Genomic DNA, 24,477 nt, shown 5'->3' with positions numbered 1-24,477 from the left:
CGGGGCGCTGCGCCGGACGTGCTGTGCCGCCGGCCACGGCTCAGGCCGAGGCCGGCGGGTACATCCCGGAGGGGAGTTTGGCGGCCGCGGCGCGGTCCAGCAGCCACAGGGTGCGGGAGCGGCCGTGGGCCTCCGCCGCCGGGGCCTGGACGCCGCCCGCACCGCCGAGGGCGATGGAGACCGCTGCGGCCTTGTCCTCGCCCGCCGCCAGCAGCCAGACCTCGCCGGCCGCCCGGATCGCCGGGAGGGTCAGGGAGATCCGTGTGGGCGGCGGCTTCGGTGCGCCGTGGACGCCGACCACCGTGCGCTCGGTCTCGCGGGAGGCCGGGTGCTCGGGGAAGAGGGAGGCCACGTGGGTGTCCGGGCCCACGCCCAGCATCAGCACGTCGAAGCGGGGGACCGGGCCGTGGTCCTCCGGTCGGGCCGCCGCCGCCAGCTCGGCCGCGTACGCCGCCGCCGCCGCGTCCACGTCGGTCCCGTACGGGCCGTCGGAGGCGGGCATGACGTGCATGCGGGCGGGGTCTAGCGGGACGGAGTCCAGGAGGGCCTCGCGGGCCTGGGTGTGGTTGCGTTCGGGGTCGTCGGCCGGGACGTACCGCTCGTCGCCCCACCACAGGTCGAGCCGGTGCCAGTCGACCGCGTCCCGGGCCGGGGCGGCGGCCAGCGCCGCGAGCAGGCCGTTGCCGTTGCGGCCGCCGGTGAGCACGATCGACGCGCTGCCGCGGGCCGCCTGTGCGTCCACGATCCTGGTGATGAGCCGGGCGGCCGTGGCCTGGGCCATCAGCTCCTTGTCCCGGTGGACGACGACCTGGGGAGTCGTCATACCCATGTGCTGCCGCCTTGTCGGTAGTTCGGGGGTGCCTGTGCGGTGCGGGTGCCGGGTGCGGGTGTGTGCCGCTGCGCGGAGCGGTCCCCGACCCGCCCTTTCGCCGTTTCCCGGGGCTCCGCCCCGGACCCCGCGCCTCAAACGCCGGCGAGGCCGGGGGCGGGGCTGGATGATCCAGCCCCGCCGGCGTTCTCGTTACTTCGCCGCGGGCTTCTTCGCCGGCTTCGGCGCCGGCTTCTGGGCCGGAGCCGGCTTCGCCGGGGCCTCGGCCGTCTGGGCGGCCTGGAGCTTGGCCACGCCGAACTTCAGCGAGACCTCGTACGTGTTGTCCGGGTCCAGCCGGCGCAGCTCCTCCGCCAGCAGCTCGGCCGTCTCGCGGCGCTTGAGCGCCACCGCGCGGTCGGGCTGCCCCGGCATGGAGAGCGTGGCCAGGGCCCCGTCCGCCCGGTCGAGGACGATGTTGCCGCCCTTGGTCTCCAGGTGGACGGCCGTCAGCCCCGGCCCCGAGGACAGCGTGCGCTTGACGGGGACGCCCAGCCGGTCCGCCAGCCACATGGCCAGCAGCTCACAGCTCGGGTTGTCGCCCTCGCCCTCGACGACCGCGGTGTCGACCGACAGGCTCTGCTGGTCCAGCGCGGCCGCCAGCATGGAGCGCCACGGGGTGATCCGGGTCCAGGACAGGTCCGTGTCGCCGGGGGCGTACGCGGCGGCCCGGCCGGCCAGTGCGCCGATCGGGTTCTCGCACGAGTACGTGTCCGTGATGCGGCGCTGCCCCAGCGAACCGAGCGGGTCGTTCGCCAGGTCCGACGGAGCGCCCTCCGGCCACCAGACGACCACGGGGGCGTCCGGCAGCAGCAACGGGAGGACCACCGACTGGGCGTGGTCGACCAGTTCGCCGTGCAGGCGCAGCACCACCGTCTCGCCGGAGCCGGAGTCCGCTCCGACGCGGACTTCCGCGTCGAGACGGGCGTCGCGCCGGCTGCGCGGCGAGCGGCTGACCCGCTTGATGACGACGATGATCCGCGAGGGGTGCTCGTGGGACGCGTCGTTCGCCGACTTGAGCGCGTCGTACGCGTTCTCCTCGTCGGTCACGATCACCAGCGTGAGGACCATGCCGATGGCCGGCGTGCCGATGTCCCGGCGTGCCTGCACCATCGCTGCGTTGATCTTGCTGGAGTTGGTCTCCGTGAGGTCGATCTTCATGGCCGGCGCCAGCTCCGTCCGTCTCGTGCGAGCATCTCGTCCGCCTCGACCGGTCCCCAGGTGCCCGCCGGGTACTGCGCGGGCTTGCCGTGCTTGTCCCAGTACTGCTCGATCGGGTCGAGGATGTTCCAGGAGAGCTCGACCTCCTGGTGGCGCGGGAAGAGGTTCGCGTCGCCGAGGAGCACGTCGAGGATGAGCCGCTCGTACGCCTCGGGGCTCGACTCCGTGAAGGACTCGCCGTAGGCGAAGTCCATCGTGACGTCCCGGACCTCCATGGAGGTGCCGGGGACCTTCGAGCCGAAGCGCACCGTCACGCCCTCGTCCGGCTGGACCCGGATGACCAGGGCGTTCTGCCCCAGTTCCTCGGTCGCGCCCGACTCGAACGGCAGGTACGGGGCCCGCTTGAAGACCACCGCGATCTCGGTCACCCGGCGGCCCAGGCGCTTGCCGGTCCGCAGGTAGAACGGGACGCCCGCCCAGCGTCGGTTGTTGATCTCCAGGCGGATGGCCGCGTAGGTGTCGGTCTTCGACTTGGGGTCGATGCCGTCCTCTTCGAGGTACCCGACGACCTTCTCGCCGCCCTGCCACGCCGCCGAGTACTGGCCGCGCACGGTGTGCTTGCCCAGGTCCTCGGGCAGCTCCACGGCGGTCAGCACCTTGAGCTTCTCCGCCACCAGCGCCTTGGGGTGGAAGGAGCCGGGCTCCTCCATCGCGGTCAGCGCGAGCAGCTGCAGCAGGTGGTTCTGGATGACGTCCCGGGCGGCGCCGATGCCGTCGTAGTACCCGGCACGGCCGCCGATCCCGATGTCCTCCGCCATGGTGATCTGCACGTGGTCGACGTACGACCGGTTCCAGATCGGCTCGAACATGGTGTTGGCGAAGCGGAGCGCCAGGATGTTCTGGACGGTCTCCTTGCCGAGGTAGTGGTCGATCCGGAAGACCTCGTCCCGGGGGAAGACCTCGTGGACGACCTTGTTCAGCTCTTCCGCGCTCTTCAGGTCGTGGCCGAAGGGCTTCTCGATGACGGCGCGCCGCCAGGAGCCCTCCTTCTGCGCCAGACCGTGGTCCTTGAGCTGCTGGACCACCTTGGGGAAGAACTTCGGCGGGACCGACAGGTAGAAGGCGAAGTTCCCGCCCGTGCCCTGGGCCTTGTCGAGTTCCTCGATCGTGGCCTTCAGCGTCTCGAAGGCGTCGTCGTCGTCGAAGTCGCCCTGGACGAAGCGGCAGCCCTGCACCAGCTGCTGCCAGACCTCCTCGCGGAAGGGCGTCCGGGAGTGCTCCTTGACGGCGTCGTGGACCTCCTGGGCGAAGTCCTCGTCCTGCCACTCGCGACGGGCGAACCCGATCAGCGAGAAGCCCGGCGGGAGCAGGCCGCGGTTGGCGAGGTCGTAGACGGCGGGCATCAGCTTCTTGCGCGACAGGTCACCCGTAACGCCGAAAATGACCAGGCCGGACGGCCCCGCGATGCGCGGGAGCCGCCGGTCCTGTGCGTCACGAAGCGGGTTCGCTCCGTTCACAGACAAAGTGTTCAGGCCTCCGTGGGGGCGAGGCGCTCAAGCTCCGCCTCGGTCGACTTCAGCAGGTCGTTCCAGGACACCGCGAACTTCTCGACGCCCTCGTCTTCCAGCAGCTGCACCACATCGTCGTACGAGATGCCCAGCTTCGCGACCGCTTCGAGCTCGGCGCGGGCCTGGTCGTAGGTGCCGCGCACGGTGTCGCCCGTGATCTGCCCGTGGTCGGCCGTGGCCTCCAGGGTGGCTTCCGGCATGGTGTTCACCGTGTTCGGGGCGACCAGGTCGTCCACGTACAGGGTGTCCTTGTAGGCCGGGTCCTTGACGCCGGTCGAGGCCCACAGCGGACGCTGCTTGTTGGCGCCGACGCGCTCCAGCGCGGCCCAGCGGTCCGAGGAGAAGACCTCCTCGTACGCCTCGTAGGCCAGACGGGCGTTCGCGAGCGCCGCCTTGCCCTTGAGGGCCTTGGCCTCGTCGGTGCCGACGGCGTCCAGGCGCTTGTCGATCTCGGAGTCCACGCGGGACACGAAGAAGGAGGCGACGGAGTGGATCAGGGACAGGTCCAGGCCGGCGGCCTTGGCCTTCTCCAGACCCGCGAGGTAGGCGTCCATGACCCCGCGGTAACGCTCCAGCGAGAAGATCAGCGTGACGTTGACGCTGATGCCCTTGCCGATGACCTCGGTGATCGCCGGCAGGCCGGCCTTGGTCGCCGGGATCTTGATGAGCGTGTTCGGGCGGTCCACCAGCCAGGCCAGCTGCTTGGCCTCGGCGACGGTCGCCGGGGTGTTGTGGGCCAGACGGGGGTCGACCTCGATCGACACCCGGCCGTCCTGGCCGTCGGTGCGGTCGTAGACCGGGCGCAGGATGTCGGCGGCGTCGCGGACGTCCGCCGTGGTGATCATGCGCAGAGCCTCCTCCACGGTGACCTTGCGGGTCGCGAGGTCGGTGAGCTGCTGCTCGTACCCCTCGCCGCCGCTGATCGCCTTCTGGAAGATCGCCGGATTGGTGGTGACACCGACCACGTGCGACTGGTCGATGAGCTCGGCGAGGTTGCCGGACGTGATGCGCTTGCGGGACAGGTCGTCCAGCCAGATCGCCACGCCCTCGTCGGAGAGGCGCTTGAGTGCGTCTGTCATGGGAATTGCATCTCCTACTGGTCTGGTACGGGCGTCAGCGCGCGGCGGCGGCGAGCGACTCGTGGGCGGCGGCGGTCACGGCCTCGGGGGTGAAGCCGAACTCGCGGAACAGCACCTTCGCGTCGGCCGAGGCACCGAAGTGCTCCAGCGACACGATCCGGCCGGCGTCGCCGACGTAGCGGTGCCAGGTCAGGCCGATGCCCGCCTCGACCGCGACGCGCGCCGTGACGGAGGGCGGCAGGACGCTGTCCTTGTACTCCTGGCTCTGCTCCTCGAACCACTCGACGGACGGCATCGAGACCACACGGGCCGGGACGCCCCCGGCCTGCAGCGCCTCGCGCGCCGCGACGGCGAGCTGGACCTCGGAGCCGGTGCCGATGAGGAGGACCTGGGGGGCGGTGGCCCCGCCCTGCGCGTCCGTCGCCTCGAAGAGCACGTACCCGCCCTTGGCGGCGTCGTCGTTGCGGTCGTACGTCGGCACGCCCTGGCGGGTCAGCGCCAGGCCGTGCGGGGCGCCCTTGCCGTACACCTTGGTGTGGCGGCGCATGATCTCGCGCCAGGCGACGACGGTCTCGTTGGCGTCGGCCGGGCGGACGACGTTCAGGCCCGGGATGGCGCGCAGCGAGGCGAGGTGCTCGACCGGCTGGTGGGTGGGGCCGTCCTCGCCGAGGCCGACGGAGTCGTGCGTCCACACGTAGGTGACCGGCACGTGCATCAGCGCGGAGAGGCGGACGGCGTTGCGCATGTAGTCGGAGAACACCAGGAAGGTGCCGCCGTAGATGCGGGTGTGGCCGTGGAGGGCGATGCCGTTCATGGACGCGGCCATGGCGTGCTCGCGGATGCCGAAGTGCACGGTGCGGCCGTACGGGTCGGCTTCCGGCAGCGGGTTGCCCACCGGCAGGAACGAGGAGTCCTTGTCGATGGTGGTGTTGTTCGAGCCGGCGAGGTCGGCCGAGCCGCCCCACAGCTCGGGGACGATCGCACCGAGCGCCTGGAGCACCTTGCCGGAGGCGGCGCGGGTGGCGACGCCCTTGCCGGTCTCGAAGACGGGGAGGGCGTCCTCCCAGCCCGCGGGCAGCTCGTTCGCGTTGATGCGGTCGAACTCGGCGGCGCGCTCCGGGTTGGCGGTGCGCCAGGCGGAGAACTCCTTCTCCCATGCGGCGCGGGCCTCGCGGCCGCGGTCGACGGCCTGCCGGGTGTGCGCGAGGACCTCGTCGGCGACGTCGAAGGACTTCTCCGGGTCGAAGCCGAGGACGCGCTTGGTGGCCGCCACCTCGTCGTCGCCGAGCGCCGAGCCGTGCGCGGCCTCGGTGCCCTGGGCGTCCGGGGCGGGCCAGGCGATGATCGATCGCGCGGCGATGAAGGACGGGCGGCCGGTCTCGGCCTTGGCGGCCTGGAGCGCGGCGAACAGCGCCTTCGGGTCGAGGTCGCCGTTCTCCTGCTGCCCGACGCGCTGGACGTGCCAGCCGTACGCCTCGTACCGCTTGAGGGTGTCCTCGGAGACGGCCGTCTCGGTGTCGCCCTCGATGGAGATGTGGTTGTCGTCCCACAGCAGCACCAGGTTGCCGAGCTTCTGGTGGCCGGCCAGCGCGGACGCCTCGTGCGAGATGCCCTCCTGGAGGCAGCCGTCGCCCGCGACCGCGTAGATCATGTGGTCGAACGGGGAGGAGCCCTGCGGGGCTTGCGGGTCGAACAGGCCGCGCTCGTAGCGGGCGGCCATGGCCATGCCCACCGCGTTGGCGATGCCCTGGCCCAGCGGGCCGGTGGTGGTCTCGACGCCCTTGGTGTGCCCGTACTCCGGGTGGCCGGGGGTCTTGGAGCCCCAGGTGCGGAACGCCTCGAGGTCCTCCAGTTCCAGCCCGAACCCGCCGAGGTACAGCTGGGTGTACAGGGTGAGGGAGGAGTGCCCCGCGGAGAGCACGAAGCGGTCGCGGCCGACCCACTCGGGGTCCGACGGGTCGTGCCGCATCACCTTCTGGAAGAGGGTGTACGCGGCGGGGGCCAGGCTCATCGCCGTACCGGGGTGGCCGTTTCCGACCTTCTGGACCGCGTCAGCGGCCAGGATGCGGGCGGTGTCGACGGCCCGCTGGTCCAGTTCGGTCCACTCGAGCTCTGTGGTGGTCGGCTTGGTGCTCACCGTTGTTCAGGGCTCCTCTCCACATGTCTGTTCCCGGTGACGAGGCGGTGCACCGGCGCGATTCCGAGCCTACCCCCGCCGCGGCGTGCAGCTATTCGAGTGCCGTACGTCGGTCACGTCGTCGGTGTCCGCCGTTCACCTGAGCGCCGGCGGCGCCCTCTGAGCGCCGGAGGCGCGCTCGTGGTCGTACCGTCCCGTATGCCCGGTCCTGTCGGCCCAACACGAACCGACCCCCGCGCGGGGCGACGTAAGCGCAACGTCTAGAGTGGCGTGGTACGCGCAAGCCTTTACCGGACCCTCATGTCTTCCCTGGTCCGCGCGGAGCTTGCTGGATTCTCTGTCAGGGGTGTGCGTGACGGCCGTCGAATCCCGTCCAGCGGGGGTGCTCGGGACGAGCCCCGGCCACCGGCCGATCGGGGCCCGGGCCATGGCTTTCGTGGCACTGACGAAGCCGCGGATCATCGAGCTTCTGCTCATCACGACCGTGCCGGTGATGTTCCTCGCCGAGCAGGGCGTGCCGTCGCTGTGGCTGGTCCTCGCGACCTGCTTCGGCGGCTACTTGTCGGCCGGCGGCGCCAACGCGCTGAACATGTACATCGACCGCGACATCGACGCGCTGATGGACCGGACCTCCCAGCGCCCGCTGGTGACCGGCATGGTCAGCCCGCGCGAGTGCCTGGTCTTCGGCATCACGCTCGGGGTGCTCTCCACCCTGTTCTTCGGTCTGCTCATCAACTGGCTGTCGGCCGCCCTCGCGCTCGGCGCGCTCCTCTTCTACGTCGTCGTCTACACGATGCTGCTGAAGCGGCGCACCTCCCAGAACATCGTCTGGGGCGGCATCGCGGGCTGCATGCCGGTGCTGATCGGCTGGTCCGCGGTCAAGAACGAGGTCTCCTGGGCCGCGGTCATCCTCTTCCTCGTCATCTTCTTCTGGACGCCGCCGCACTACTGGCCGCTGTCCATGAAGGTGAAGGACGACTACGCGCGGGTCGGCGTGCCGATGCTCCCGGTCGTGGCCGGGAACAGGGTCGTGGCCCGTCAGATCGTCCTCTACAGCTGGGTGATGGTGGCGGTCTCGCTGCTGCTGACGCCGCTGGGCTACACCGGCTGGTTCTACACCACGGTCGCGCTGGTCGCCGGCGGCTGGTGGCTGTGGGAGGCGCACGCGCTGCACGCGCGGGCCAAGTCGGGCGTGACGGGCGTGAAGCTCAAGGAGATGCGCCTGTTCCACTGGTCGATCACCTATGTGTCGCTGCTCTTCGTGGCGGTCGCCGTGGATCCCTTCCTCCACTGATTACTCACCGGTAGCATGCCGTCCATGGCAGACACCGCGCAGACCGCAGACAAGAAGCTGGACCGTACGGCGGCGAAGCTGGCCAGGCAGATCGCCGCGTTCGGCAAGCAGCACGGCGGCGCCGAGGGCCACCTCGCCCACATCGGCCAGGCCGGCACCCGGATCGTGCTCGTCGGCACGGACGGCGGCTGGGGCGACCTGGTGGCCCCCACGCGCGCCGCGGCCGAGCTGGCCGCCGAGAAGGCCGCGCTGACGCTGCACGATGAGTTCGACGGGGAGTTCGCCGCCCGGGTGCGGACCGGACCGTACGAGTGGACGCGGATGGCCGGCATCCAGATCGGCGGTCCGGCGAACCCGGCGCTCTGACCTCCCCGGCGCCGTCCCGGGGCCCGCGGGCGGCGCCTCGGTCAACAGCGCGAGCAACACCTCACACCCCGCTCATCCGTTAGGACGTGTGGAAGCGCCTTCCCCACGTCCGCAACGGGATGCCCGGATGATCGAAACGCCGCCCCTGGTGGACCAGTACTGCCACGGAGTGATCCGTACGGAGCTGGGCCTGGGCACCTTCGAGGCCGAGCTGATCCGCTCGGCCGGCCCGCCCGCCGCGGGCACCACCTTCTTCGACACGCAGACCGGCTTCGCCGTGCGCCGCTGGTGTCCGCCGCTGCTCGGGCTGGAGCCGCACTGCCCGCCCGCCCGCTACCTGGCCCGCCGGCGCGAGCTGGGTACGGCCGAGTCCGCGCGGCGGCTGCTGCGGGGCTCGGGGGTCGCCGCCTACCTGGTCGACACCGGGGCGCCCGGGGACCTCACGGGGGCCAAGGAGCTGGCGTCGGCCGCGGACGCGGAGTCCTTCGAAGCGGTCCGGCTGGAGTGGCTGGCCGAGCAGATCGCCGACACCTCCGGCACCGCGGCCGCCTTCCTGGCGAACCTCGCCGAGGCCGTCCACCACTGCGCCGCCGGGGCGGCCGCCTTCACGTGCGGCGCCGCTCCCGGGAGCACGGCATCCTCCCTGGGCGCCTTCCTCGCCTTCGCGCCGGGGCCGCCGGGTGCGGGCGAGGTCCGCGGGGCGGCCGGCCGCTGGCTGGCCCGGCGGACCCGGGGCGAGGCCGTACGGGACCCCGTACTCCTGCGGCACCTGCTGTGGAGCGCGGTCGAGTCCGGGCTGCCGCTCCAGCTGCACACCGGGGCGGACGCGGGGGAGCCGGGACAGCGGCCGGACCGGGGCGACCCCGGGCTGCTCGCCGACTTCTTCCGGGCCACCGCCGGTCTGGGGGCGCGGCTGGTGCTGCTCGGCGGGTATCCCTACCACCGGCACGCGGCGCAGCTCGCGGCGGCCTTCCCGCACGTGTACGCCGACGCCGGCGCGGCCCTGGCGCGGACCGGGACCCGGGCCGACGCGGTCCTGGCCGAGCTGCTGGAACTCGCGCCGTTCGGGAAGCTGCTGTTCTCCAGCGGCGGGCGCCGGCTGCCCGAACTGCACGCGGTGGGCGCCCTGGTGTTCCGGGAGGCGCTGGACCGGGTGCTCGGCGGGTGGGCCGCCGACGGCGCCTGGTCCCGCCGGGACGCGGAGCGGGTGGCCGCCATGATCGCGGCGGGCAACGCCCGCCGCGTCTACCGGCTGGACGGGCCGGGGTGAACGCGAAGGGCGTGCCCCGCACGGCGTGGCGTCAGGCGGCGGAGAACTGCGGCGCGCCCTGGGCCGGGATCTCCGGCTGGTCCGACGGCCGCTCGCGCAGGCTGAGCGCGACGCGCAGGACCGCGATCCACACCAGGCAGGAGCCCAGCATGTGGGCGGCGACGAGCACCTCGGGCAGCTGGGTGAGGAACTGCACGTAGCCGATGGCGCCCTGCGCGAGCAGCACGACCAGCAGGTCGCGGGCCCGGGCCCGGGTGTCGGACGGGGCGTCGACCACGCGCAGCACCAGCCACATCGCGACGGCGAGCGCGCACACCGCCCAGGCGGCGACGGCGTGCACGTGCGCGGTGGCCGACCAGTCGAACGGCATCCGCTTGATGTCGCTGCTGTCGCCCGCGTGCGGTCCGGAACCGGTGACGACGGTGCCCGCGGCGATCAGTACGAGGGTGGTCGCGATCAGCGCCCACGACAGCTTGCGCACCGGCCCCGGCACGCGCGGCCGGGGGGCGGTGTCGCCCTCGCCGGCGCGCTGCCAGCTGATCGTGGTCACCGCGATCAGCGCGGTGGCGAGGAGGAAGTGCCCGGCGACGCTGTACGGGTTGAGTCCGGTCTTGACGGTGATCCCGCCGAGGACCGCGTTGGACATCACGATCGCGAACTGGGTCCAGCCGAGCTTCGTCAGCGAGTGCCGCCACGGCTTGGCCGAGCGCGCGGCGAGGATGTACCAGCCGACGGCCGCGGAGAGCACGTACGTCAGCATCCGGTTGCCGAACTCGATGGCGCCGTGGAAGCCCTGTTCCCGCGTCGCGATCAGGCTGTCGTCGGTGCACTTGGGCCAGGTGTCGCAGCCGAGGCCCGACCCGGTCAGCCGCACGGCGCCGCCGGTGACGACGATGGCCACGCTCATGACGAGCGCCGCGAGCGCGGCCCGCCGGACGATCCGGGGTGACGGGGTCCAGCGGCCGGCGAGGTAGGTGAATGGGTTCAACACGGCGCCCATCGTATGCGGAGCCTTGTGCAAAGTTTCACGAGGGGGTGCCCGGCGCCGCGTCGGGGCCGACGACGAGGCGGAACCTCGCCCCGGCCGGGTCGCCCTCCTCGTGCCACCACAGCCGCAGCCGCCAGGGGACGCCGTCGCCCGGGTGGTCGGCCGAGCCGGCGAACCCCCGCACCACATCGGACGCCACGTCCTCAGCCGTCCTGTTCCGCACTTCTGTGGTGCTGTGCCAGGGATGTCCCTGTACGTTCCACTGCCCGTCGGGCCCGCGCACCTCGACGCGCCACACCGCGAGCCAGGGGGTGACCTCCAGCATCGTGTGCACCTGCTCCGCGCCGAGGTGGAGCCGGGCCGCGATCTCCGACTCGGCCACGCCCTGGATCCGGGCGGCCACCACGGCCTGGGGCAGCAGCCGTTCGGGCAGCAGCCGCCGCGCGCGCAGGCTGACCAGGGAGTCGAAGGCCAGGTAGCGCAACCGCAGTTCCAGCTGGCGGCCGATGTGGTCGAGGGCCTCCTCGGCGTCCTCGGACTCCGCCGTGCCCGGGTCCGCGAGGAGCAGCTGCCGGAAGTCCGACTCCGCGTCCACCGCCCAGGCGACCGCGTCCTCGGCGGAACCCAGCTCCGCGAGCCGGTCGCCGAGGAAGACCTTGGCCTGGGCCAGACCGCTCCGGTTGACCGGGTCCCGCTGGTCCAGGCCCGCCCACACCCCCACCGCGGTCCGGGTCAGGTCGCGGGCGCGCTCGCCCGCCGCCCGCTCGATCGCGCTCGGCCCCGCGGTGGCGGCCCGGCCCAGCGGATGGCGCGGCAGCCGGGCCCCGTCGCTCAGCGGCCAGGCCAGCCACACGCCGTGGTTGATCAGCCCCCGGGCGTACCAGCGGGCGAAGGCGGGGGAGTAGGCGGCCGCGCGCTCGGAGCTGCGCAGCGCCTCCTCGATCGTGGCGAGGGCGCCCGCGCGGTCCCCGTCGGCGAAGCGCAGCGCCGCCCGGTCCGCGAGGCGCAGCCCCAGCAGGGCCGTGCACTCGGGGTCCTCCGGGTGCGTCCGCAGGGCGCCGATCAGCTCGTCGAGCAGCCGCTCGCGCTCCGCGGGCTCCGCGTGCGCGGCCCCCGTCCGCACCCGTGCCCACTGCCCGTCCAGCCGAAGAACGGCCTCTCGCTCCGCCATGCCCGCCCCCCGGCGTCGTGGTCCGCGCACCTCATGGGTCGGGATCCATAGTCGCGGGAAGGCGGACCGCAGCGGAAGGGATTCACTCCCAGCGGAACAGCCGTGCCGCGGCCCCCAGGCCGAGCGCGGCCCAGCCCGCCAGTACGGCCGCCTCGCCCCACGGCAGCGGGGCCCCGTCCTGGAGCACCGCGCGCAGCCCGTCGGACAGGGCCGAGATGGGCAGCAGCTCCAGGACGGAGCGGACCGCGTCCGGGAACTTCTCCAGCGGCACGATCACCCCGCCGCCGACCAGCAGCAGCAGGAAGACGAGGTTGGCGGCGGCCAGGGTCATCTCGGCCTTGAGGGTGCCGGCCATCAGCAGCCCGAGCCCGGAGAACGCCGCGGTGCCCAGCAGGACCAGGGCGAGGACCGACAGCGGGTTCCCGTGCGGGGACCAGCCGAGCGCGAGGGCGATCACCGTCAGCAGGGCGATCTGGAGCACCTCGGTGACCAGCACCGACAGGGTCTTGGCGGCCATCAGGGCCCAGCGCGGCAGCGGGGAGGCCCCGAGACGCTTGAGGACCCCGTACCGGCGGTCGAAGCCGGTGGCGATGGCCTGGCCGGTGAAGGCGGTGGACATCACGGCGAGCGCCAGGATGCCGGGGGCCAGGAAGTCCACGGACGTCCCCGTGCCGTCCGCGCCGGCCGGCACGGTGATGATGTCGACGGCGGAGAACAGCACCAGCAGCAGCGCCGGGATGATCACGGTGAGCAGCAGCTGCTCCCCGTTGCGCAGCAGCATCCGCGTCTCCAGCGCGGTCTGCGCGAGGATCATGCGGGATACGGGCGCGGCCCCCGGGGCGGGGGTGAACGTACCGGCGCTCATGCGCGCAGCTCCTTGCCGGTCAGTTCCAGGAACACGTCTTCGAGGGTGTGCCGCTCCACCGAGAGGTTGTCCGGCATCACGCCGTGCTGGGCGCACCAGGAGGCGACGGTGGCCAGCAGCTGCGGGTGGACGTCGCCGGTGACCCGGTAGACGCCCGAGGTCAGCTCGACGGCCTCGGTGCCGTCGGGCAGCGCCTTCAGGAGCGAGCCGAGGTCCAGGGCGGGGCGGCCGGTGAAGCGCAGGGTGTTCTCTGCGCCGCCGCGGCACAGCTGCTCGGGGCTGCCGTGGGCGATGACCCGGCCGGCGTCCACGATGGCGACCTCGTCGGCGAGCTGTTCCGCCTCGTCCATGTGGTGGGTGGTGAGGACGACGGTGACCCCGTCGGCGCGCAGTTCCCGTACGAGGTCCCAGGTCGCGCGGCGGGCCTGCGGATCGAGTCCGGCGGTGGGCTCGTCCAGGAAGACCAGCTCGGGGCGGCCGACCACGGCCATGGCGAGGGCCAGCCGCTGCTGCTGCCCGCCGGAGAGCCGGCGGTAGGGGGTGCGGCCGCAGCCGCCGAGGCCGAGGCGTTCCACCAGGGGGTCCACGTCGAGCGGGTGGGCGTACAGCGTGGCCATGTGGCGCAGCATCTCGACGGCGCGGGCCCCGGAGTAGACGCCGCCGGACTGGAGCATCACGCCGATCCGCGGGCGCAGCCGCTCGGCTTGGGCGACCGGGTCGAGGCCGAGGACGCGGACGGTGCCGGCGTCGGGGCGGCGGTAGCCCTCGCAGGTCTCCACGGTGGTCGTCTTGCCCGCGCCGTTGGGGCCGAGGACCGCGGTGACCGAGGCCCTCCGGACGGTGAGGTCCAGGCCGTCCACCGCGTTCCTGGGGCCGTACCGCTTCACCAGTCCGCGGATCTCCACGGCGGGGTCGTTGCTCATGGGGGGTGAGTCTACGGAGCCTCGGCGGGGGTCCTCGGTCCCGGGGGGACGCCGCCCAAATCTTCGTCCTGTGGCTGCCGGTCGGGTCTTCGTGGCCGTCGGATTCGAACACCGCGTCGCGAATATGGCTCTTTTCAGCCTCGCGATCCTGGATGGCCCAGTCGGTTTCAGTGATCTTTGCCGGAAGCTGATGTTTGCCGTGCCGGAGAACGTCGTGGGCGGAGGTTCGCTGGTGGGAGCCGTGTACTGGTTCGCGGGAGGGTTCCGGCGAGAGAGCGGAACGTATCGCTCCGAATAGGTTTCGATAACGCTGCGTCGACAAATTAGGTAACCCTTAGTGATGGAGGCCACCAGGTGCGGCCTCCGTCACCGCTTGTCGCGCGGCGGTTAATTACGCAACAATAGCGTTGTGAAATACGGCGAACGGCAGATCGAGACCCCCCAGGGGGAGCTCGCGACCGGGGAGCGGTCAACCCGCGACCGGGTCGTGCGGTCCATCCTGGACCACGGTCCGTCCACCGTCGCCGACCTCGCCAAGCGCCTCGGCCTCACCCAGGCCGCCGTGCGCCGCCACCTCGACACGCTCGTGGCCGACGACGTGGTCGCACCCCGCGAACAGCGCGTGTACGGCACGCGCTCCCGGGGCCGGCCCGCCAAGGTCTTCGCGCTGACCGACTGCGGCCGCGACGCCTTCGACCAGTCCTACGACGCGCTCGCCGCGGACGCCCTGCGCTGGATCGCGCAGTCCGTCGGCGGCGGGGAGCCAGGGGAAGCGGCGGTCGCCGCCTTCGCCCGGTCGCGGATGGAGACGCAGGCGCGGGCCTACCGGGACGCCGTGGAAGCGGCCGCCCCGGAGGACCGCACGGAGGCCCTGGCCAAGGCGTTGACCGTGGACGGGTACGCTGCTACGGCGAAGAGCGCTCCCGGTCCGCGCAGCGGCGAACAGCTGTGCCAGCACCACTGCCCGGTCGCACATGTAGCCGAGCAGTTCCCGCAGCTCTGCGAGGCGGAGACCGAGGTCTTCTCCCGTCTGCTCGGGACACATGTGCAGCGCCTCGCCACGATCGCCCACGGCGACGGAGTGTGCACGACGTTCATTCCACGCAGCGCGAGCGCGACACAGACCGACACATCAGCATCTGCACGTACGGCCGGGAGGAACCCCGCATGACCACGGAGACTGCTCACCCTGAGCTCGATGGCCTGGGCACCTACGAATACGGCTGGGCCGACTCCGACGCGGCCGGCTCCGCTGCCAAGCGGGGTCTGTCCGAGGAGGTCGTCCGCGACATCTCGTCGAAGAAGTCCGAGCCGGAGTGGATGCTGAACCTCCGCCTCAAGGGCCTCAAGCTGTTCGGCAAGAAGCCCATGCCCAACTGGGGTTCCGACCTCTCCGGCATCGACTTCGACAACATCAAGTACTTCGTGCGCTCCACCGAGAAGCAGGCCGCTTCGTGGGAGGACCTGCCGGAGGACATCAAGAACACGTACGACCGGCTCGGCATCCCCGAGGCGGAGAAGCAGCGCCTGGTCGCCGGTGTCGCGGCCCAGTACGAGTCCGAGGTCGTCTACCACCAGATCCGCGAGGACCTGGAGGAGCAGGGCGTCATCTTCCTCGACACGGACACCGCGCTCAAGGAGTACCCGGAGCTCTTCCAGGAGTACTTCGGCACGGTCATCCCGGTTGGCGACAACAAGTTCGCGTCGCTGAACACCGCGGTGTGGTCCGGCGGCTCGTTCATCTACGTGCCCAAGGGCGTCAAGGTCGACATCCCGCTCCAGGCCTACTTCCGTATCAACACGGAGAACATGGGCCAGTTCGAGCGGACGCTGATCATCGTCGACGAGGACGCCTACGTCCACTACGTCGAGGGCTGCACCGCCCCGATCTACTCCTCGGACTCGCTGCACAGCGCCGTGGTGGAGATCATCGTGAAGAAGGGCGGCCGCTGCCGCTACACGACCATCCAGAACTGGTCGAACAACGTCTACAACCTGGTCACCAAGCGCGCCGTGGCGTACGAGGGCGCGACCATGGAGTGGGTCGACGGCAACATCGGCTCCAAGGTCACCATGAAGTACCCGGCCGTCTACCTGATGGGCGAGCACGCCAAGGGCGAGACCCTCTCCATCGCCTTCGCCGGCGAGGGCCAGCACCAGGACGCCGGCTCCAAGATGGTCCACATGGCGCCGAACACCTCCTCGAACATCGTCTCCAAGTCGGTGGCCCGTGGCGGCGGCCGCACCTCGTACCGCGGCCTGGTCGAGATCGCCGAGGGCGCCCACGGCTCGAAGTCCAACGTGCTGTGCGACGCGCTCCTGGTCGACACGATCTCCCGCTCGGACACGTACCCCTACGTGGACGTCCGCGAGGACGACGTGTCCATGGGACACGAGGCGACCGTCTCCAAGGTCTCCGACGACCAGCTCTTCTACCTGATGAGCCGCGGACTGACCGAGTTCGAGGCCATGGCGATGATCGTGCGCGGCTTCGTCGAGCCGATCGCCCGCGAGCTGCCGATGGAGTACGCGCTGGAGCTCAACCGGCTGATCGAGCTGCAGATGGAGGGCTCGGTCGGCTAGTCCCCGACCGCCCCGCGCATCCGCGGCGGATTCTTTGACGTAGGCACGCTTTACAAGAGAGTGAGCAAGACGACAGCCATGGCTGAGGCTCAGAACGCCCCCAAGAACCTTGCGGTTCAGGGAGGTACCCCCGCAGCGGGTTCCACCACTGCCGGCGCGATCGCGGTGGCCGCCGAGTCCACCGTCGCCACCCGGATGAGCGCGCCCCCGTCCTTCGACGTGGCCGACTTCCCGGTTCCGAACGGACGCGAGGAGGAGTGGCGGTTCACCCCGCTCGCCCGCCTCAAGGGCCTGCACGACGGCACCGCGGTCGCCAACGGCACCATGAAGGCCCAGATCGACGCGCCCGACGTCGTGACGGTCGAGTCGGTGGAGCGCGGCGACGCGCGCATCGGCAAGGCCGGCACGCCGGTGGACCGGATCGCCGCCCAGGCGTTCTCGTCCTTCGCCAAGGCCACGGTCGTCACCGTGCCCAAGGAGGCCGTCCTGACCGAGCCGGTGCGCGTCGCGCTGCACGGCGAGGGCGGCACGACCTTCGGCCACACGGTCTTCGACGTCCAGGCGTTCGCCGAGGCCGTCGTCGTCATCGACCACACCGGTGACGGCGTGCGCGCCGCCAACGTCGACTTCCTCGTCGGCGACGGCGCCAAGCTCACCGTCGTGTCCGTGCAGGACTGGGACGACACCGCCGTCCACGTGTCCCAGCACAACGCGCTGATCGGCCGTGACGCGACCTTCAAGTCGATCGTCGTCACCTTCGGCGGCGACCTGGTACGACTGCACCCGCGCGTGACCTACGCCGGCCCCGGCGGCGAGGCCGAGCTCTTCGGCCTGTACTTCACGGACGCCGGCCAGCACCAGGAGCACCGCCTCCTGGTCGACCACAGTGCCCCGCACTGCAAGTCGAACGTGGTCTACAAGGGCGCCCTCCAGGGCCAGGACGCCCACGCGGTCTGGATCGGTGACGTGCTCATCGAGAAGACCGCCGAGGGCACCGACACCTACGAGTTGAACCGCAACCTCGTCCTCACGGACGGCGCGCGGGTCGACTCGGTGCCGAACCTGGAGATCGAGACCGGCGAGATCGTCGGCGCCGGCCACGCCTCCGCGACCGGCCGCTTCGACGACGAGCAGCTCTTCTACCTCCAGTCCCGCGGCATCCCGGCCGACGAGGCCCGCCGTCTGGTCGTGCGCGGCTTCTTCGCCGAGCTGGTCCAGCAGATCGGTGTCGACGACATCGAGGAGCGCCTGCTCTCCAAGATCGAGACCGAGCTCCAGGGTTCCGTCTGATGAATTACGTCAAGGCCTGCGCGCTGAGCGAGCTGGAAGCGGACACCCCCAAGCGGGTCGAGCTGGACGGCACGCCGGTGTCCATCGTCTCCACTGAGGGGGAGGTGTTCGCGATCAACGACATCTGCTCGCACGCGAACGTGTCCCTCTCGGAGGGCGAGGTCGAGGACTGCATGATCGAGTGCTGGCTGCACGGGTCGTCCTTCGACCTGCGCACCGGAAAGCCGTCCGGCCTGCCCGCGACGCGCCCCGTACCCGTATACCCCGTAAAGATCGAAGGGGACGACGTGCTCGTCTCCCTCACCCAGGAGTCCTGAGGTATCCATGGCAACGCTTGAAATCCACGACCTGCACGTCACCGTCGAGACCGGCGACTCGGCCACGGGTGCCCGCGAGATCCTCAAGGGCGTCGACCTCACCGTCAAGCAGGGTGAGACGCACGCCATCATGGGTCCGAACGGCTCCGGCAAGTCCACCCTGGCCTACTCGCTGGCCGGTCACCCGAAGTACACCATCACCGGTGGCACCGTGACCCTCGACGGCGAGAACGTCCTGGAGATGTCCGTCGACGAGCGCGCCCGCGCCGGCCTGTTCCTCGCCATGCAGTACCCGGTCGAGGTCCCCGGCGTCTCGGTCTCCAACTTCCTGCGCACCTCGGCCACCGCGATCCGCGGCGAGGCGCCGAAGCTGCGCACCTGGGTGAAGGAGGTCAAGGCCGCCATGGAGCAGCTCTCCATGGACACCTCCTTCGCCGAGCGCAACGTCAACGAGGGCTTCTCCGGCGGTGAGAAGAAGCGCCACGAGATCCTCCAGCTGGAGCTCCTCAAGCCGAAGATCGCGATCCTCGACGAGACCGACTCCGGCCTGGACGTCGACGCCCTGCGCGTCGTCTCCGAGGGCGTCAACCGGGTCCGCGAGGGTGGCGAGGTCGGCACGCTGCTGATCACCCACTACACGCGCATCCTGCGCTACATCAAGCCCGACTTCGTTCACGTGTTCGCGAACGGCCGTATCGCCGAGTCCGGTGGCGCCGAGCTCGCCGACCAGCTGGAGGCCGAGGGCTACGACAAGTACGTGAAGGGTGGCGCGACCGCGTGACACAGCTGCCTGGCCTCCTCGACACCGAGGCGATCCGCAAGGACTTCCCCCTGCTGGATCGTGTGGTCCACGACGGGAAGAAGATCGTTTATCTGGACAACGCGGCGACCTCGCAGAAGCCGCGCCAGGTGCTCGATGCGCTGAACGAGTACTACGAGCAGCACAACGCCAACGTCCACCGCGGCGTGCACGTGCTCGCCGAGGAGGCCACGGCGCTGTACGAGGGCGCTCGCGACAAGGTCGCCGCCTTCATCAACGCTCCGAGCCGCAACGAGGTGATCTTCACCAAGAACGCCTCGGAGTCGCTCAACCTGGTCGCGAACATGCTCGGCTGGGCGGACGAGCCCTACCGGGTGGACCGCGAGACCGAGATCGCCATCACGGAGATGGAGCACCACTCCAACATCGTCCCGTGGCAGCTGCTCGCGCAGCGCACCGGAGCGAAGCTGAAGTGGTTCGGCCTCACCGACGACGGCCGGCTCGACCTGTCCAACATCGAAGAGGTCATCACGGAGAAGACGAAGATCGTCTCCTTCACGCTGGTCTCCAACATCATGGGCACGGTCAACCCGGTCGAGGCGATCGTCCGGCGCGCCCAGGACGTCGGCGCCCTGGTGCTGATCGACGCCTCCCAGGCCGCTCCGCACATGCCGCTGGACGTGCAGGCGCTCGGCGCCGACTTCGTGGCCTTCACCGGCCACAAGATGTGCGGCCCGACCGGCATCGGCGTCCTCTGGGGCCGCCAGGAGCTGCTGGAGGACCTGCCGCCGTTCCTCGGTGGCGGCGAGATGATCGAGACCGTGTCGATGCACGCCTCGACGTACGCCCCGGCGCCCCACAAGTTCGAGGCGGGTACGCCCCCGATCGCCCAGGCCGTCGGCCTCGGCGCGGCCGTGGACTACCTGACCGCGATCGGCATGGACAAGATCGCCGCGCACGAGCACGCGATCACCGAGTACGCGGTCAAGCGCCTCCTGGAGGTGCCCGGCCTGCGGATCATCGGCCCCACCACGGCCGAGGACCGCGGCGCCGCGATCTCCTTCACGCTCGGTGACATCCATCCGCACGACGTCGGCCAGGTTCTGGACGAGCAGGGCATCGCGGTCCGCGTGGGACACCACTGCGCGCGCCCGGTCTGCCTGCGGTACGGAATTCCTGCGACGACGCGGGCGTCTTTCTACCTGTACTCCTCTCCGGCCGAGGTCGACGCGCTGATCGACGGCCTGGAGCACGTACGTAACTTCTTCGGATGACGAAGGACACGACGAAGGTGTTGGGGCCGCAGTGAAGCTGGATTCGATGTACCAGGAACTGATCCTGGACCACTACAAGCACCCGCACGGGCGTGGCCTGCGCGACGGCGACGCCGAGGTGCACCACGTCAACCCCACCTGCGGTGACGAGATCACGCTGCGCGTGAAGTACGACGGTGAGACGCTGACCGACGTCTCGTACGAGGGCCAGGGCTGCTCCATCAGCCAGGCCAGCGCGTCCGTACTGAACGAGCTGCTCGTCGGCAAGGAGCTGGCCGAGGCGCGGAAGATCCAGGAAGTGTTCCTGGAGCTGATGCAGTCCAAGGGCAAGCTGGAGCCGACCGAGGAGATGGAGGAGGTGCTGGAGGACGCGGTCGCGTTCGCCGGCGTCTCCAAGTATCCGGCGCGTGTGAAATGTGCTCTGCTGAGCTGGATGGCGTGGAAGGACGCGACGGCCCAGGCACTGGGCGGCGCGGAGAGGGAGACGGTATGACCGACAACGCGACGCCCGAGGCGTCGATCAAGCCGGCCACCGAGGAGGAGGTCCGCGAGGCCCTCTACGACGTGGTCGACCCCGAGCTGGGCATCGACGTCGTGAACCTGGGCCTGATCTACGGCATCCACGTCGACGACGCGAACATCGCCACCCTCGACATGACGCTGACGTCGGCGGCCTGCCCGCTGACGGACGTCATCGAGGACCAGGCGAAGTCGGCGACGGACGGCATCGTCAACGAACTTCGCATCAACTGGGTCTGGATGCCCCCGTGGGGCCCGGACAAGATCACGGACGACGGTCGTGAGCAGCTTCGCGCGCTCGGCTTCAACGTCTGATCGACGCCCGCGTGTGAGGGCCCCCGGCACGGTCGTGCCGGGGGCCCTCCCTGTTCTCCGGGCGGACGGGTGGTGTGCACCGGGAGTTGGCCGCGGTGGCCGAATCTTCTCGACGGCCGTCACGATGTGGCGCAGTACTGGAGAGGACCCCCTGTGACCGTTCGCCCTTCACCGGCCCGTCGCCGTCTGGGAGCGGCGGGAGCCGCCGGAGCCGCGGCCCTGCTCGTCGCGGGGCTGGCCGCCCCCGCGCACGCCGCCGGGTACGCCGACCCGACGGTCGCGCTGTCCGCCACGCACCTCAGCGGCGCGGTGGGCGCGTACGGCGACCCGTCCGTGACGGTGGACGTCGAGCAGGCCGGGATGCCGGCCGGCCTCCTGCGGCTGCGGGTGGTGTCGTCCAGCGACCCCTCGGTGGCGGGCGTGGGCGACGTGCGCCAGGAGCGGACCCGGACCGGCGACCGGACCCTGACCGTGCGGGCCCGCGCGCAGGGGTACACCGACCTGGTCCTGGAGGTGACCGGCCGCGGCGGGAAGACCGCGACCGCGACCCTGTCCTACGCGGCCTCGGCGCGGGTCGCCGCAGCGCCGGTCACCCGCTACCTCACCGGGTCCTCGGACGCCTCCGCCGCGGTCGACGCGGGCGGCGGGCACGTGCTGGTGGCCGACGACGAGTCCAACGTGCTGCGGCTCTACGACCGCTCCCGCTCGGGCGCGCCGGTGAAGACCTGGGACCTCGGCCCCGCCCTGGGCTGGAAGAAGGAGGCCGACATCGAGGCCGCCGCCCGGGTGGGCGACACCGTCTACTGGACGGGCTCGCTGGGCAACAACAAGGACGGCAAGTACAAGGCGGAGCGCAACACCGTCTTCACCACGCGGATCACCGGCTCGGGCGCCGCCACGGAGGTCTCCTTCGGCAGCGCCTACAAGGGCCTGCGCGAGGACCTGGTCGCCTGGGACGCGGCGCACGGCAACCGCTACGGCTTCGCGGCCGGGACGGCGACCGGCCAGGTGCCGAAGCGGATCGACGGCTTCAACGTGGAGGGGCTGGAGTTCGCACCCGGTTCCACGACCACGGCCTACCTGGGCTTCCGGGCCCCGCTGGCCCCGGCGGTGCCGGGCGGCAAGGCGCTCGTCGTGCCGGTCACCAACATCGACCGGGTCCTGGCGGACGGCGCCAAGGCGGTCTTCGGCGAGCCGATCGAGATGGACCTCGGCGGCCTGGCCGTCCGGGACCTCCGCAAGAACGCGGCCGGCCAGTACCTGATCCTCGCCGGCTCCTTCGCCGCCGACGACAACTCCGACCCGTACGCGCTCTACCAGTGGGACGGCGTACCGGGCCACGCCCCGAGGAAGCGGGCGGACCTGCCGACCACCGATCCCGGCGGCTGGGAGGCCGTGGTCGGCGTGCCCGACCTGCGCGTGCGCGGCGCCCGCGTCCAGCTGATCACCGACAGCGGCTCGGCCGACCTGTACGGGGACGGCACGGAGGCCAAGGACCTCGACCACCCGGAGTGGAAGAAGGCGCGGGCGGTCTGGTTCACCCTGGGGTGACCGTTGTGTACGCTCGTACACATGCCATACGCACTGCTCGCGGCGGCCATCGCCGCCGAGGTCGCCGGGACCACCGCCATGAAGTACAGCGACGGGTTCACGAAGCTGTGGCCGTCGCTGGGCACGCTGCTGGGGTACGCCATCGCCTTCACCCTGCTCGCGCAGACGCTGAAGACGATGTCGGTCGGCACGGCGTACGCGATCTGGGCGGGCGTGGGCACGGCCGCCATCGCCGCCATCGGCATGCTCTTCATGGGGGAGGCGGCCGGTACCGCGAAGATCTGCGGTATCGCACTGGTGATCGGCGGGGTGGTCCTGCTGAACCTCGGCGGGGCGGCGCACTGATGGCGCCGGGCGTGCGCCGGTACGACCCCGATCGGCGGCAGCGGATCGTCGACGCGGCCATCCGGGTGGTCGGGGCCAACGGCATCGCGGGGCTGAGCCACCGCAGCGCGGCCGCGGAGGCCGACGTACCGCTCGGGTCGACCACCTACCACTTCAAGACCCTGGACGACCTGCTGGTCGCGGCGCTGCGCCAGGCCAACGAGGGCTTCGCGCGGGCGGTGGCGGACTCCGGGGCCCTGGCCGACCCGGACACGGACCTCGCGGCGGCGCTGGCGCGGCTGCTGGGCGAGTTCCTGACGGCCGACCGGGGCCGGGCGGAGCTGGAGTACGAGCTGTACCTGGAGGCCCTGCGGCGCCCCGCGCTGCGGCCGGTGGCGGCGCAGTGGTGCGAGGGGGTGGCGCGGGCGCTGGCCGCCCGGACGGATCCGGTGACCGCGCGGGCCCTGGTGGCGGTGGTCGACGGCATCGGGCTGCAGGTGCTGCTGACGGACGCGGCGTACGACGAACCGTACGCGCGCGAGGTCCTGGGGCGGGTGCTGGGCCGGAGCTGAGGCGGGTCCGGCGAGGCGGGAGGGGACCGGCGGCGGGAAGGGCGGGAGGGCCGGCCGGGAGGGGCGCCGGCGGGCCCGTGTCCGTGGCCGCGCGGGCTTCCGGTGCGTGTTCCGTGCACGTTCTCGTACGGGGACACGGACCGGCACATGAGACCGGTTCGCGACCGCGGGCCGTCGCCGGTTAGGTTTCGGGCATGACTGCTACGCGTACCACCGGCGCCGTCGCCGCCGGACTTGCCACCATCACCGCCGACGGCACCGTCCTCGACACCTGGTTCCCCGCCCCCCGGCTGGTCGCCGAGCCCGGCCCGGCCGGCACCGAGCGCCTCACCGCCGAACAGGCCGTGGAGCTGCTCGGCGCCACCGCGCCGAAGGCGATCCGCTCGGACGCGGTCCGCGGCGTCGAGGTCGTAGCCGTCCGCACGGTCATCACCTCCCTGGAGGACAAGCCGCTGGACGCGCACGACGCGTACCTGCGCCTGCACCTGCTCAGCCACCGCCTGGTCAAGCCGCACGGCCAGAACCTGGACGGCGTCTTCGGCCTGCTCACCAACGTCGCCTGGACCTCGCTCGGCCCCGTCGCGGTCGACCAGGTCGAGACCGTCCGCCTCAACGCGCGCGCCGAGGGCCTGCACCTCCAGGTCACCTCGATCGACAAGTTCCCGCGGATGACGGACTACGTCGTCCCCAAGGGCGTGCGCATCGCCGACGCGGACCGCGTCCGCCTCGGCGCACACCTCGCCGAGGGCACCACCGTGATGCACGAGGGCTTCGTCAACTTCAACGCCGGAACCCTGGGCACCTCGATGGTCGAGGGCCGCATCTCCGCGGGCGTCGTCGTCGGCGACGGCTCCGACATCGGCGGCGGCGCGTCCACCATGGGCACCCTGTCGGGCGGCGGCAAGCAGATCATCGCGATCGGCGAGCGCACCCTGATCGGCGCCGAGGCGGGCGTGGGCATCGCGCTGGGCGACGAGTGCGTCGTCGAGGCGGGCCTCTACGTGACCGCGGGCACCCGCGTCACCCTGCCGGACGGCCAGATCGTCAAGGCCCTGGAGCTCTCGGGCGCCGACAACATCCTCTTCCGCCGCAACTCGGTCACCGGCGCCGTCGAGGCCCGCCCGTACAAGGCGGCCTGGGGCGGCCTGAACGAGGTCCTGCACAGCCACAACTGAGGCCCCACCGCCGGCGCCGCGGCTGACCCGCTGCCGGCGGCCGGTGCCGGTCGCCGCCGGGCCGCCCCCCCCCCGGCCGCGGCGGTCGGGGGCGCGGGGGCGCGGGA

The 24,477-nt window shown here is 71.5% G+C and carries 25 protein-coding genes; 16 read left to right on the top strand and 9 right to left on the bottom strand.

The window, feature by feature from the left end:
• Positions 1–40: 40 nt before the first annotated feature.
• The 5 genes from pgl to tkt all read right to left on the bottom strand — a co-directional run bounded on the left by pgl (position 41) and on the right by tkt (position 6,813).
• The gene (gene pgl / locus ABT106_RS22535; RefSeq protein ID WP_351280159.1) at positions 41–823 is read right to left on the bottom strand and encodes a 6-phosphogluconolactonase; all 783 of its coding nucleotides are present in this window, start codon (positions 821–823) and stop codon (positions 41–43) included.
• Positions 824–1,021: 198 nt separating this feature from the next.
• Positions 1,022–2,029, bottom strand: a complete 1,008-nt coding sequence (gene opcA / locus ABT106_RS22530; RefSeq protein WP_351280158.1) for a glucose-6-phosphate dehydrogenase assembly protein OpcA — start codon at positions 2,027–2,029, stop codon at positions 1,022–1,024.
• Positions 2,026–3,552, bottom strand: a complete 1,527-nt coding sequence (gene zwf, locus ABT106_RS22525; protein ID WP_502979452.1) for a glucose-6-phosphate dehydrogenase — start codon at positions 3,550–3,552, stop codon at positions 2,026–2,028. Before zwf ends, opcA begins: the two co-directional genes overlap by 4 nt.
• 5 nt (positions 3,553–3,557) lie before the next feature.
• Entirely contained in the window at positions 3,558–4,676 is a 1,119-nt protein-coding gene (tal, locus tag ABT106_RS22520) for a transaldolase (protein ID WP_351280154.1), read from the bottom strand.
• A gap of 34 nt (positions 4,677–4,710) precedes the next feature.
• Positions 4,711–6,813, bottom strand: a complete 2,103-nt coding sequence (tkt, locus tag ABT106_RS22515; protein WP_351280152.1) for a transketolase — start codon at positions 6,811–6,813, stop codon at positions 4,711–4,713.
• Between the two features lie 352 nt (positions 6,814–7,165).
• Here tkt and ABT106_RS22510 point away from each other — a divergent pair, with 352 nt between their 5' ends.
• The 3 genes from ABT106_RS22510 (at position 7,166) to ABT106_RS22500 (ending at position 9,743) form a co-directional block, all read left to right on the top strand.
• The gene (locus tag ABT106_RS22510) at positions 7,166–8,107 is read left to right on the top strand and encodes a heme o synthase (protein WP_351280150.1); all 942 of its coding nucleotides are present in this window, start codon (positions 7,166–7,168) and stop codon (positions 8,105–8,107) included.
• A 24-nt stretch (positions 8,108–8,131) separates the two neighbouring features.
• On the top strand, positions 8,132–8,473 hold the full coding sequence (locus ABT106_RS22505) for a hypothetical protein (RefSeq protein ID WP_351280148.1): 342 nt from the start codon (positions 8,132–8,134) through the stop codon (positions 8,471–8,473).
• A gap of 127 nt (positions 8,474–8,600) precedes the next feature.
• Positions 8,601–9,743, top strand: a complete 1,143-nt coding sequence (locus tag ABT106_RS22500) for an amidohydrolase family protein (RefSeq protein WP_351280145.1) — start codon at positions 8,601–8,603, stop codon at positions 9,741–9,743.
• 31 nt (positions 9,744–9,774) lie between these two features.
• Here the strand turns inward: ABT106_RS22500 and ABT106_RS22495 are convergent, their stop codons facing one another.
• The 4 genes from ABT106_RS22495 to ABT106_RS22480 form a co-directional block, all read right to left on the bottom strand.
• On the bottom strand, positions 9,775–10,743 hold the full coding sequence (locus tag ABT106_RS22495; protein WP_351280143.1) for a COX15/CtaA family protein: 969 nt from the start codon (positions 10,741–10,743) through the stop codon (positions 9,775–9,777).
• A gap of 25 nt (positions 10,744–10,768) precedes the next feature.
• Complete coding sequence (locus ABT106_RS22490) at positions 10,769–11,902, bottom strand: hypothetical protein (protein WP_351280140.1); 1,134 nt, start codon at positions 11,900–11,902, stop codon at positions 10,769–10,771.
• An 82-nt stretch (positions 11,903–11,984) separates the two neighbouring features.
• Positions 11,985–12,767, bottom strand: a complete 783-nt coding sequence (locus tag ABT106_RS22485; RefSeq protein WP_351280137.1) for an ABC transporter permease — start codon at positions 12,765–12,767, stop codon at positions 11,985–11,987.
• Positions 12,764–13,690 (bottom strand): ABC transporter ATP-binding protein, encoded by a 927-nt coding sequence (locus ABT106_RS22480; protein ID WP_351280135.1) that lies wholly within the window; start codon positions 13,688–13,690, stop codon positions 12,764–12,766. Before ABT106_RS22480 ends, ABT106_RS22485 begins: the two co-directional genes overlap by 4 nt.
• On the opposite strand from ABT106_RS22480, the gene ABT106_RS22475 reads away from it, so the two are divergent.
• The 13 genes from ABT106_RS22475 to dapD all read left to right on the top strand — a co-directional run bounded on the left by ABT106_RS22475 (position 13,689) and on the right by dapD (position 24,370).
• The gene (locus ABT106_RS22475; RefSeq protein ID WP_351280132.1) at positions 13,689–13,988 is read left to right on the top strand and encodes a formate/nitrite transporter family protein; all 300 of its coding nucleotides are present in this window, start codon (positions 13,689–13,691) and stop codon (positions 13,986–13,988) included. The two genes, ABT106_RS22480 and ABT106_RS22475, sit on opposite strands and share 2 nt — an antisense overlap.
• Positions 13,989–14,099: 111 nt before the next feature.
• Positions 14,100–14,861 (top strand): helix-turn-helix transcriptional regulator, encoded by a 762-nt coding sequence (locus ABT106_RS22470; protein ID WP_351280129.1) that lies wholly within the window; start codon positions 14,100–14,102, stop codon positions 14,859–14,861.
• Positions 14,858–16,273 carry a Fe-S cluster assembly protein SufB gene (gene sufB / locus ABT106_RS22465; protein WP_351280126.1) on the top strand — a complete coding sequence of 472 codons (1,416 nt, stop codon included), beginning with the start codon at positions 14,858–14,860 and terminating at the stop codon, positions 16,271–16,273. The genes ABT106_RS22470 and sufB overlap by 4 nt, the downstream gene beginning before the upstream one ends.
• Positions 16,274–16,351: 78 nt before the next feature.
• Positions 16,352–17,563, top strand: coding sequence for a Fe-S cluster assembly protein SufD (sufD, locus tag ABT106_RS22460; protein WP_351280123.1), 1,212 nt, complete (start codon positions 16,352–16,354; stop codon positions 17,561–17,563).
• Entirely contained in the window at positions 17,563–17,880 is a 318-nt protein-coding gene (locus tag ABT106_RS22455; protein ID WP_267722351.1) for a bifunctional 3-phenylpropionate/cinnamic acid dioxygenase ferredoxin subunit, read from the top strand. Before sufD ends, ABT106_RS22455 begins: the two co-directional genes overlap by 1 nt.
• 7 nt (positions 17,881–17,887) lie before the next feature.
• Entirely contained in the window at positions 17,888–18,661 is a 774-nt protein-coding gene (gene sufC / locus ABT106_RS22450; protein ID WP_351280119.1) for a Fe-S cluster assembly ATPase SufC, read from the top strand.
• Complete coding sequence (locus ABT106_RS22445) at positions 18,658–19,914, top strand: cysteine desulfurase (RefSeq protein ID WP_351280116.1); 1,257 nt, start codon at positions 18,658–18,660, stop codon at positions 19,912–19,914. Before sufC ends, ABT106_RS22445 begins: the two co-directional genes overlap by 4 nt.
• A 31-nt stretch (positions 19,915–19,945) precedes the next feature.
• On the top strand, positions 19,946–20,407 hold the full coding sequence (sufU, locus tag ABT106_RS22440; protein WP_351280113.1) for a Fe-S cluster assembly sulfur transfer protein SufU: 462 nt from the start codon (positions 19,946–19,948) through the stop codon (positions 20,405–20,407).
• Positions 20,404–20,748, top strand: a complete 345-nt coding sequence (locus ABT106_RS22435) for a metal-sulfur cluster assembly factor (RefSeq protein WP_008741046.1) — start codon at positions 20,404–20,406, stop codon at positions 20,746–20,748. The genes sufU and ABT106_RS22435 overlap by 4 nt, the downstream gene beginning before the upstream one ends.
• A gap of 153 nt (positions 20,749–20,901) precedes the next feature.
• On the top strand, positions 20,902–22,299 hold the full coding sequence (locus ABT106_RS22430; protein WP_502979451.1) for a hypothetical protein: 1,398 nt from the start codon (positions 20,902–20,904) through the stop codon (positions 22,297–22,299).
• Positions 22,300–22,320: 21 nt separating this feature from the next.
• The gene (locus ABT106_RS22425; protein ID WP_351280110.1) at positions 22,321–22,644 is read left to right on the top strand and encodes a DMT family transporter; all 324 of its coding nucleotides are present in this window, start codon (positions 22,321–22,323) and stop codon (positions 22,642–22,644) included.
• Positions 22,644–23,195: a TetR/AcrR family transcriptional regulator gene (locus tag ABT106_RS22420; RefSeq protein WP_351280108.1), complete on the top strand. Its 552-nt coding sequence runs from the start codon at positions 22,644–22,646 to the stop codon at positions 23,193–23,195. Before ABT106_RS22425 ends, ABT106_RS22420 begins: the two co-directional genes overlap by 1 nt.
• Before the next feature lie 194 nt (positions 23,196–23,389).
• A complete protein-coding gene (gene dapD, locus ABT106_RS22415) occupies positions 23,390–24,370 on the top strand; it encodes a 2,3,4,5-tetrahydropyridine-2,6-dicarboxylate N-succinyltransferase (RefSeq protein ID WP_351280105.1) in 981 nt (326 codons plus the stop codon).
• Positions 24,371–24,477: the final 107 nt, after the last annotated feature.

The sequence above is a fragment of the Streptomyces sp. NPDC002044 genome (genome assembly GCF_040296725.1).
Lineage (GTDB): Bacteria > Actinomycetota > Actinomycetes > Streptomycetales > Streptomycetaceae > Streptomyces > Streptomyces antarcticus.
The sequence above is the reverse complement of the archived record's forward strand: the minus strand, read 5'-3'. Positions and strand labels throughout refer to the sequence as shown.